Raw genomic sequence first — 9,434 nt, 5'->3', positions numbered from 1 at the left:
TCGCTGGGCAGGGATGCGGCGGTTCTGATAGCGGCGGCGCTGTTCCTGTTGCTGCCCATGGGCGCGATCCTTGTCATGGCCAGCGCCGCCAGCTCGAAGTCGCAGTGGCGCTCACCATGCGCCCGCGCGCCTTCGTCATGGATGAACCGATGGCCGGCATGGGGGCCGAGGGATCGCGCCGCATGACCGGCTTCCTCGACGGCCTGCGCGACGAAGCGCCGATCCTGCTGGTGGAACACGACATGGACGCCGTCTTCGCGCTGGCCGACAGGCTGAGCGTGCTGGTCTACGGCCGCGTCATCGCCACCGGCAGCGTGGCCGAGATCCGTGCCAACCGCGAGGTGCGCGCCGCCTACCTCGGAGAGGACGCATGACCCCGCCCCGCCCACACCGTGCCCGGCCGCCTCGGTCGCGGCGATTTCCGGATGCCTCCGGCGGGGGTATTTTGCCCGAGAAGAAACCGGGCGCGCCATGGTCTTCTTCTTGGCCGAAATACCCCGGGGGAGTCGCCGCAGGCGACGGGGGCAGCGCCCCCGACCGCGGCGGCCGCGGGCAAGCGAAGGCCGCGCCATGACGCTGCTGTCGCTGCGGGACGTGACCGCCTTCTACGGCCCCACGCAGGCGCTCTTCGGCGTGACGCTCGACGTGGCCGAGGGCGAGGTCGTGGCGCTGATGGGGCGCAACGGGATGGGCAAGTCGACCACGGTCAAGACCATCTGCCGCCTGCTGCCGCTGCGCGGCGGGGAGCTTTGCCTTGACGGGCATGACCTGTCCCGGTTGCCGACGCATCGCGCCGCGCGGCTGGGGATCGGGCTGGTGCCCGAGGGGCGGCGCTGTTTTCCCAACCTGACGGTCCATGAGAACCTGCATGCCGCCGCGCGGCCGGGCCGGTGGGATTTCAGGCGCGTGACGGACCTTTTCCCCCGGCTGGCCGAGCGGCGCGACCAGGGCGCGGCCACGCTGTCGGGCGGCGAACAGCAGATGCTGGCCATAGCGCGGGCGCTGATGACCAATCCCCGCCTGCTCATTCTCGACGAGGCGACGGAGGGGCTCGCCCCGATCGTCCGGCAGGAAATCTGGCGCGCCATCGCCCGGCTGAAGCGGGAAACCGGCCTTGCCATCCTGCTGGTGGACAAGTCCCTTGCCGAGCTGTCACGGGTCGCCGACCGTGCCGTGATCCTGCAGCGCGGCGAGACGGTGTGGACCGGTGGCTTCGACGACCTTACCGATGACATCGCGCAGCGCCATATCGGCGTGTGATCGCCTCCGTCACGCGCGCCGGCGCTGCTTGGACAGTTGCACGGCGAGGATCCCGGCGGCGATCACCGCCACGCCGAGGATCTCGCGCAGCCCGAGGTGCTCGCCGAGGATCGCCGCCGCGATCGCCACGCCGAGGAACGGGTTGAGGAAATGGAAGGTGGCCGCCTTGACGGCGCCGATCCTGTTGACCAGCCGGAACCAGACAAGCGTCGCCGCCAGCCCCGGCACCAGCGTGGTATAGGCGAAAGCCGCCCCCAGCTGCCAGCTCCACGCGATCTCGAGCGTTTCGAGGCTCAGCGCCGCCGGCACCAGCACGAGGCTGCCCACGATCATCTGCAGACCCACCACCATCAGGAAATTGCCGCCCGACGTCGCGCCGCGGACCGCCAGCGTGGCGAAGGTCAGCGCGATCACGCCCACCACGCACAGCCCGAGGCCGTACATGTCCACGCCGGCCTCCAGCCGCGCGCCCATGATGATGACGACGCCGGCAAGCCCGGCCAGCAGCCCCGCCACCCCGAGCGTCCCGATCCGGTCGCGGAACAGCAGCCAGCCGGAAAGCCCCACCAACAACGGCATCGTCGAGGCGATGATCGCCGCCAGCGACGCCTCGACCGTGCGCATCGCCACGAAATTCAGCCCCAGATAGAGCGCGTTCTGGCAAATGCCGAAGACGATCGTCGCGCGCCATTGCGCCCGTGTCAGACGCCAGCTCTGCCCGAGCGCGCGCGCGATGAGCACGCCGAGCAGCCCCGAGATCATGAACCGCACGCCCAGCGCCGTCAGCGGCGGGGCCGCGGCGACGATGATCCGTGCCGAGGTGAAGGCGCTCGACCACATCACGGCAAAGGCCAGCCCCATACCGATCGCGCGAATATCCATGCCGTGTCTCCCGAACCGAAAAGGGCCGCCCCGCCGGGCGACCCTTTCCGAAACGCGCGGGGATTGCAACGTCAGCCGTTGACGCTGTCCTTCAGTGCCTTGGCGATGGTCATCTTGACCACCTTGTCGGCGTCCTTCTTGATCTGCTCGCCGGTGGCGGGGTTGCGCACCATGCGCTCGGGCCGTTCGCGGCAGTAGATCTTGCCGACACCGGGCAGGGTCACGGCGCCGCCGCCGGACACTTCGCGGGTGATCACGTTCACCATGGCGTCGATGGCGCCGCTGGCGGTTTTCTTGTCACTGCCCATTTCCTCGGCCAGGGCCGCGACGAGCTGAGTCTTTGTCATGGGTTTTGCCATTTTCTGGTCTCCTTCAACTGCCCGGTCTTGGGCCTCGTGGCGGCAATCTAACGCCATGTTGTGATCAAACACAACAAATGGAGGGCGAAAAGGGGCGTTTTTCGCGTGTTTCGTGCCTGTTTTCCCCGACAGGCACTGCCTCAAAGAAAGGCGGTTTCCTCGAAACTCCGCAATTTCCGGCTGTGGATCCGCTCCAGCGGCATGCCCGCCAGCGTCTCCATCGCGCGAATCCCGATCATCAGGTGCCGCGCCACCTGCGTCTTGTAGAAGTCGCTGGCCATGCCCGGCAGCTTCAGTTCGCCGTGCAGCGGCTTGTCGCTGACGCACAGCAGCGTGCCATACGGCACGCGGAAGCGGAAGCCGTTGGCGGCGATGGTGGCGCTTTCCATGTCCAGCGCGATGGCGCGCGATTGCGACAGGCGCTTCACCGGGCCGGCATGTTCGCGCAATTCCCAGTTCCGGTTGTCGAAACTCGCCACCGTGCCGGTGCGCATGACCCGCTTGAGGTCATACCCTTCGAGGCGGGTTTCGGCCGCCACGGCCTGCTCCAGCGCGATCTGGATTTCCGCCAGCGCCGGGATCGGCACCCAGGCCGGGATGTCGGCATCCAGCACAGCGTCCTCGCGCAGATAGGCATGGGCCAGCACGAAATCGCCAAGCGCCTGCGAATTGCGCAGCCCCGCGCAGTGGCCCACCATGATCCACGCATGGGGCCGCAGAACCGCGATGTGATCCGTCGCCGTCTTGGCGTTCGACGGCCCCACCCCGATATTGACCAGCGTGATCCCCGCCCCGCCGGGCTTCTTGAGGTGGTAGGTCGGCATCTGGGGCAGCTTCGCCGGCAGCTCCATCACCCCGTCCGCCGTGGTGATGCAGGCATTATCGGTGCCCACGAAGGCCGTGTAGCCGCTGTCCGGGTCGGCCAGCATCCGGCGCGCGACGGCCTCGAACTCGGTCACGTAGAACTGGTAGTTGGTGAACAGGACATGGTTCTGGAAATGCTCGGCATCGGTCGCGGTGTAATGGGACAGCCGCGCGAGGGAGTAATCGACTCGCTGCGCGGTGAAGGGCGCCAGCGGCGCGGCGCCGTCGGGGCCGGGCTCATGGGTGCCGTTGACGATGTCGTCATTGGTGGTGGCGAGGTCCGGCACATCGAAATGGTCGCGCAGGGTGAATTCCGCCGCGCCTTCCTGCGGTACGGTCATGAACGGCTCGTTCGCGACGGCGAAATGCACGGGGATCGGGCTGCTTGACGCGGCGATGCGCACCGGCACGCCGTGATTGGCCATCAGGAGCCCGAGCTGCTGTTCAAGATAGTTGCGGAACAGCCGCGGCCGGGTGATCGTCGTCGCATGCGTGCCGGGTTCGGATATGTGGCCGAAGCTCAGCCGGCTGTCCACCTGCGCATAGGTCGCCGTGGTGATGCGGATCTCGGGGTAGAAGGCCCGCAAACGCCCCGCCGGCGCCCCGTCATGCAGGGCCCGCGCGAAGGCATCGCACAGGAACCGCACGCCGGTCTCGTATATCTCCTCCAGCCTGTCCACCGCGGCGCGCGGGTCGTCGAACTCCTCGGGGGCGGGCAGGCTTGGCGTGACGATCGCGTCGCGCGCATCGGTCGGTTGCATGGATCGTTCCCGGCACTGGCAAATTCGCCTTATCACGTTGACACGGGCCGGGCGCGCTAGCAACCTTGACGGCGTACCGACTCCACCCGCCAGGGGATCGCCGATGGACTACGAAACCGTCACGCCAGCGGCGTTCGGCGCCGCCCAGTCGGGGTTCGGGCTGAACATCCTCGTGCGGGACGTTCCCGCGCAGGTGGATTTCCTTGCCGGGGTGTTCGAAATGCAGGGCCACCGCGTCAGCCGCGATTTCGCGATCCTCGTCTATCACGGCCACGTGCTTCAGCTTCACGGGGATCATACCTATGGTGCGAACCCGCTGCTGGGGCTGCTGCCCGAAACACCGCCGCGCGGCGCGGGGGCCGAGTTCCGGCTGTTTCACACCGATCCGGACACCGCCGCGCGGCGCGCCGCCGCGCGCGGCGCGCATGTCCTGCAGCCACCGACCGACAAGCCGCACGGCCTGCGCGAAACCTTCATCCTGTGCGACAACGGATATGCCTGGGTCGCGTCGCGCCCCTTGCAGCAACACCAGAAAGGACCCGACGAATGACCGTCACCGACCTGCATCCCAACATGGACCACTGGCAGGAACGCGTCGCGCTTGCCGCCGCCTTCCGCTGGACGGCCCGGCTGAACATGCACGAGGCCGTGGCCAACCATTTCAGCCTGTCGATCAATGACGACGGCACGCGCTTCCTGATGAACCCCAACCAGATGCATTTCGCCCGCATCAAGGCCAGTGACCTGATCGAGGTCGATGCCGGCGACCCGGACACGCTGAACCGGCCCGGCGCGCCCGATCCCACCGCGTGGGGCCTGCATGGCGGGCTGCACCGCCACTGTCCCCATGCGCGCTGCGCCATGCACGTGCATTCGATCCACGCGACCGTGCTGGCCACGCTGGCCGACAGCACGCTGCCGCCGATCGACCAGAACTGCGCCACCTTCTTCAACCGCTACGTCATCGACGACGGCTACGGCGGGCTGGCCTTCGAGGACGAGGGCGAACGCTGTGCGGGGCTGTTCTCGGACCCGAAACAGAAGGTGATGATCATGGGCAATCACGGCGTCATGGTCATCGGCGACACCGTCGCCGACACCTTCAACCGGCTCTATTACTTCGAACGCGCGGCCGAGACCTATATCCGCGCGCTTCAGACAGGCCGGCCGCTGCGCGTCCTGTCCGACGAGGTCGCCGAGAAGACCGCGCGCGAGCTGGAGGACTACCCCGAACAGGGCGACCGGCACATGGCGGAGCTGATGGCCATACTCGACGCCGAAGGTTCCGACTACGCCGCCTGATCCACCACCAAGGAAAACTTCGACAACAAGGAGATGACACATGTCGCATCCCGAGGTCCGGCTTGCGGACAAGGGGCTTTACGTGCCCCTGTCCTTCGGCACGGCCTATTTCAACTACCACTGGCTGCGCGATGCCTGCCCCAGCACGATCGACCCGCAGACGCGCGAAAGGGTGTTCGACGTGACGGCGCTGCCGGCGCCACCGGCCGCGACGGACGCGCGCCTTTCGGGCGACACGCTCGAAATCGACTGGGCGGACGAGGATCACGTGACACGCCTGCCGCTGTCCCGGCTGGAAACATTCGCCGCCAACGGGGGCAAGCCCGACCCCGCGGACCTGCCGCGGAAACTGTGGTATGCGGGCCACGACGCGGCCTTCCGGCGCATTCCCCAGCCCGAGATCGAAGGCTCCGAGGCGGGCCGCGCCCGTCTGGCGCGCGCGCTGATCGAGGAAGGGATCGCGCTGGTCACCGACATGGAAAACAGTGATGACAGCCTGACCCGGCTGGTCAATCGCCTCGGCCCGGTCACGCCGACCGCCGAGGGCGAGTATTTCGAGGTCCGGCTGGAAATCGAGCCGACGAACCTGGCCTTCACCGCAGGCCCGCTGGAGATGCACACCGACCTGCCGGGCGAGGAAATGGCCCCCGGCGTGCAGTTCCTGCATTGCCGTGCGAATACCGTCGAGGGCGGGCGCAGCCTGTTTCTGGACGGCGCGGCCGTGGCCGAGGCGCTGCGGGACGAGGACAGGGAAGCCTTCGACCTGCTGGCCACGCATTCGATCCCGTTCTTCTACCGCCACGACGGCTGGGATTACCGCGCCCGCCAGCGGGTGATCGAGCTTGACGCGCGCGGCAATGTCTCGGGCGTGACGATCTCGCAGCACCTGCAGGAGGACATGGACCTGCCGCAGGACGTGCTCGATGCCTATTACCCCGCGTTCTGCAAGTTCATCCGGATGATGCAGGATGACAGGTTCGTGTGCCGGTTCCGGCTGAATGCGGGCGAATGCATCGTGTTCGACAATCACCGCATCGTTCATGGCCGCGAGGCGTTCTCGGCCGAAAGCGGGGAGCGTCACCTGCGCGGCTGCTACACCGACCGCGGCGCCACGTGGAGCACCTACCGCGTGGTTGCCGGGCGCGACGCCGCGTAGCCGGGCCGCGCGGCGAAAACGGGCACAGGGCGGGCGGGGCTCATCCCGGGGCGGGCGGGGCTCAGCCCGGCCGCAGCCCCGTTTCCACCAGCAGCCCCTGCCGCTTGGCCTCGTAGTAATACCCCCGCGCGTACCACCCGATCGCGTCGTCCGGGTCGCCGCCCGCCACCATGTAGGCGCCGCGCAGGTACTTGACGGCATATTTCAGGTTGGTCTCGGCATCCAGCAGGCGCGCGGGCGGGCCGCGGAAGCCCATCGTGCGCGCCGTGGTGGGGTGTATCTGCAAGAGCCCGTGATACGGCCCGTTGCGCGCCGACGGACGGTGCGTGCTCTCGCGGACCGCCAGCCGGTGCACCAGCGCGCGCGGCACGCGGTACCGATCGGCATAGGTGTTGATCAGCCGCCGCAACGCCGGCGTCTCGTTGGGATAAAGCGGCGGCTCCCCGCCCGCCCCGCGGGTCGAAACGGCACGTTCGCGGCGCCCGCCGCAGCCGCTCAGCGCGGCGGCCCCCATCAGGGCAAGGACTGTACGGCGCGGGACTCTGGTCATGGCGGCTCCGGGGGATGTCCGCGCGCAGTCTGACACCGAAACCGCCAGGATACCAGCCCCACGCGCCGGGACCGGCGGGCGGTTGCCAATCCGGCCTCCGCGCGCCATGTATCGGGGCATGACCAAGACACTCCTTTCCTTCGGACACGGCTATTCGGCCCGCGCGCTGGCCCGGCGCCTGTTGCCGCGCGGCTGGACGATCTACGGCACGACACGCAGCGCGGAAAAGGCCGACACCCTGCGGGCCGAGGGCATCATCCCCGTTCTGTGGCCCGACGGCGACCTGTCCGACGCGTTCGCCACCGCCACGCATCTTCTGGTGTCCGCCGGCCCGGACGAGGACGGCGACCCGGTGCTTGCGCGCCACCGGGCCGATATCGCGGCGCTCGCCCCCCGGCTCGACTGGGCGGGCTACTTGTCAACCACGGGTGTCTACGGCGATCATCAGGGGGCATGGGTGGATGAAACCGCCCCGCTCACCCCCAGCACCAAACGCGGCCGCCTGCGCGTGCAGGCCGAGGCCGAATGGCAGGCAATCGCGAAGCTGCCGCTGCATGTCTTCCGCCTCGCCGGCATCTACGGCCCCGGCCGCGGCCCGTTCGAGAAGGTGCGCAAGGGCACGGCCCGCCGCATCGTCAAGCCCGGGCAGGTGTTCAGCCGCATCCACGTGGACGACATCGCGCAGGTGCTCGACGCGTCCATCTCCCGGCCCGACCCGGGCACGGCCTACAATGTCTGCGATGACGACCCGGCGCCGCCGCAGGACGTGATCGGCTACGCCGCACAGCTGCTCGGCCTGCCGTTGCCCCCCGAGGTGGCCTTCGACGACGCGGAGATGAGCCCGATGGCCCGCAGCTTCTATGCCGAATCGAAACGGGTGGACAACACGCGCATCAAGCGCGACCTCGGCGTGCGCCTGGCCTATCCCGACTACCGCACCGGCCTGCGCCAGTTGCTGGCCGACACCGGGACGGACCCTGCCGCCGGCTAGGCCCGCCCGCATATTCCCGTAAATCATGCAGTCGTGCGCAAAGAAAATCACGGTGCTCCCGGGCATCAGGCCCACGCATGTCGCCGGAACCGTCACAAACCGTCGTATTTCGCCCGGATTATGCTGTTGATCGCGCCCCGATTTCCCGATTAAGCTGCATATGGCAGCATAATCGGGGACTACTGTAAATTATGCACGATTTTGGTGATGCTCTGGCGCTGGCCCTGTCGCTGGTCATGACGGGCGATGCGGACCTGCTGGAAATCGTGGCCCTGTCCCTGCGGGTCAGCCTCAGCGCCACGGTGATCGCCTGCGTGATCGGCCTGCCGCTGGGCGCGCTGGTGGCCATCAGCCGCTTTCGCGGCCGCGGCGCGGTGCTGGTGCTGATGAACGCGCTGATGGGCCTGCCGCCGGTGGTGGTGGGGCTGCTGGTCTACCTGCACCTGTCGCGTGCCGGGCCGCTGGGCTTTCTCGGGCTGCTCTATACCCCGACGGCCATGATCATCGCGCAGACCATCCTGATCGCGCCCATCGTCGCCGCCCTGTCCCGGCAAGTGCTGGAGGATCTGCATACCGAGTATGCCGAGCAGTTCCGCTCGCTCTGCCTGTCGCGCCGGCAGAAGGTGCAGGCGCTGCTGGTGGACGCGCGCTATGCCCTGCTGACGGTCGCGCTGGCCGGGTTCGGGCGCGCAGTGGCCGAGGTGGGCGCCGTGATCATCGTCGGCGGCAACATCGACCACCTGACAAGGGTCATGACCACCGCGATCGCGCTTGAAACGTCCAAGGGCGACCTCGCGCTCGCGCTGGCGCTCGGGCTCGTGCTGATGGTCATCGCGCTTGGCGTCAACGCCGCGGTCCAGAGCCTGCGCATGACCGCCGCGAGGCAGGCCTATGCCTGACGCCGGCCTCACCCTCGCCGGCGCCGCGCCGGCCCGCACGGCGCCGCCGCTTTTGCCGTTGCGGCTGCGCGGGCTCTCGCTGGGATTCGGCGATGCGCCCGTGCTCGACGGGCTCGACCTCGACCTCGGGCCGACGGGCTGCACCATGATCATGGGCGCAAACGGCGCGGGCAAGAGCCTGATACTGCGCCTCGTCCACGGGCTGATCCCGCCGGATGCCGGCAGCATCGACTGGAACGGCACGCCCCCCGCCGCCGCCACCCGGCGGCAGGCGCTGGTCTTCCAGAAGCCCGTGCTGCTGCGGCGCTCGGTCGCGGCGAACCTCGATTTCGCCTTCAGGGCGCGGGGCCTCAGCCGCGCGCCGCGTGACGCCCTTCTCGATCACGTGGGGCTGGCCGACAAGGCGCGGC

General features: G+C 68.5%; 11 protein-coding genes and 1 pseudogene. 8 read left to right on the top strand and 4 right to left on the bottom strand.

All coding sequences use genetic code 11. From position 1 onward, the window contains the following. Both ACH107_RS26700 and ACH107_RS26695 read left to right on the top strand, forming a co-directional pair. Positions 1 to 374: pseudogene (locus ACH107_RS26700) on the top strand (ABC transporter ATP-binding protein); the annotation flags it as partial. A gap of 196 nt (positions 375 to 570) precedes the next feature. Beyond that, a complete protein-coding gene (locus tag ACH107_RS26695) occupies positions 571 to 1,260 on the top strand; it encodes an ABC transporter ATP-binding protein (protein WP_412508688.1) in 690 nt (229 codons plus the stop codon). A 9-nt stretch (positions 1,261 to 1,269) separates the two neighbouring features. On the opposite strand, the gene ACH107_RS26690 is transcribed toward ACH107_RS26695, so the two are convergent. The 3 genes from ACH107_RS26690 to ACH107_RS26680 form a co-directional block, all read right to left on the bottom strand. Further along, positions 1,270 to 2,142 carry a DMT family transporter gene (locus tag ACH107_RS26690; RefSeq protein ID WP_412508686.1) on the bottom strand — a complete coding sequence of 291 codons (873 nt, stop codon included), beginning with the start codon at positions 2,140 to 2,142 and terminating at the stop codon, positions 1,270 to 1,272. 71 nt (positions 2,143 to 2,213) lie between these two features. Next, complete coding sequence (locus ACH107_RS26685; protein ID WP_412508685.1) at positions 2,214 to 2,501, bottom strand: HU family DNA-binding protein; 288 nt, start codon at positions 2,499 to 2,501, stop codon at positions 2,214 to 2,216. Positions 2,502 to 2,641: 140 nt separating this feature from the next. Then, positions 2,642 to 4,126: an AMP nucleosidase gene (locus ACH107_RS26680; RefSeq protein WP_412508683.1), complete on the bottom strand. Its 1,485-nt coding sequence runs from the start codon at positions 4,124 to 4,126 to the stop codon at positions 2,642 to 2,644. Between the two features lie 103 nt (positions 4,127 to 4,229). Here ACH107_RS26680 and ACH107_RS26675 point away from each other — a divergent pair, with 103 nt between their 5' ends. Genes ACH107_RS26675 through ACH107_RS26665 form a run of 3 tightly spaced genes read left to right on the top strand, consistent with a single transcriptional unit; the run spans position 4,230 to position 6,584 of the window. Beyond that, positions 4,230 to 4,676, top strand: coding sequence for a glyoxalase (locus ACH107_RS26675; RefSeq protein ID WP_412508682.1), 447 nt, complete (start codon positions 4,230 to 4,232; stop codon positions 4,674 to 4,676). Further along, positions 4,673 to 5,428: a class II aldolase and adducin N-terminal domain-containing protein gene (locus tag ACH107_RS26670; protein ID WP_412508680.1), complete on the top strand. Its 756-nt coding sequence runs from the start codon at positions 4,673 to 4,675 to the stop codon at positions 5,426 to 5,428. The genes ACH107_RS26675 and ACH107_RS26670 overlap by 4 nt, the downstream gene beginning before the upstream one ends. Before the next feature lie 40 nt (positions 5,429 to 5,468). Continuing rightward, entirely contained in the window at positions 5,469 to 6,584 is a 1,116-nt protein-coding gene (locus ACH107_RS26665) for a TauD/TfdA family dioxygenase (RefSeq protein WP_412508678.1), read from the top strand. 61 nt (positions 6,585 to 6,645) lie between these two features. Here the strand turns inward: ACH107_RS26665 and ACH107_RS26660 are convergent, their stop codons facing one another. Next, positions 6,646 to 7,134 (bottom strand): transglycosylase SLT domain-containing protein, encoded by a 489-nt coding sequence (locus tag ACH107_RS26660; protein ID WP_412508677.1) that lies wholly within the window; start codon positions 7,132 to 7,134, stop codon positions 6,646 to 6,648. Positions 7,135 to 7,252: 118 nt separating this feature from the next. On the opposite strand from ACH107_RS26660, the gene ACH107_RS26655 reads away from it, so the two are divergent. The 3 genes from ACH107_RS26655 to ACH107_RS26645 form a co-directional block, all read left to right on the top strand. Next, positions 7,253 to 8,125: an SDR family oxidoreductase gene (locus tag ACH107_RS26655; protein ID WP_412508675.1), complete on the top strand. Its 873-nt coding sequence runs from the start codon at positions 7,253 to 7,255 to the stop codon at positions 8,123 to 8,125. A gap of 191 nt (positions 8,126 to 8,316) precedes the next feature. Beyond that, entirely contained in the window at positions 8,317 to 9,024 is a 708-nt protein-coding gene (locus ACH107_RS26650; RefSeq protein ID WP_412508673.1) for an ABC transporter permease, read from the top strand. Next, positions 9,017 to 9,434, top strand: a 418-nt coding sequence (locus ACH107_RS26645; RefSeq protein WP_412508671.1) for an ATP-binding cassette domain-containing protein, incomplete at its 3' end; no start/stop codon positions are given. The genes ACH107_RS26650 and ACH107_RS26645, both read left to right, overlap by 8 nt.

The sequence above is a fragment of the Roseovarius halophilus (ex Wu et al. 2025) genome, assembly GCF_047086965.1.
This window is presented reverse-complemented; position numbering and strand designations above follow the sequence as displayed.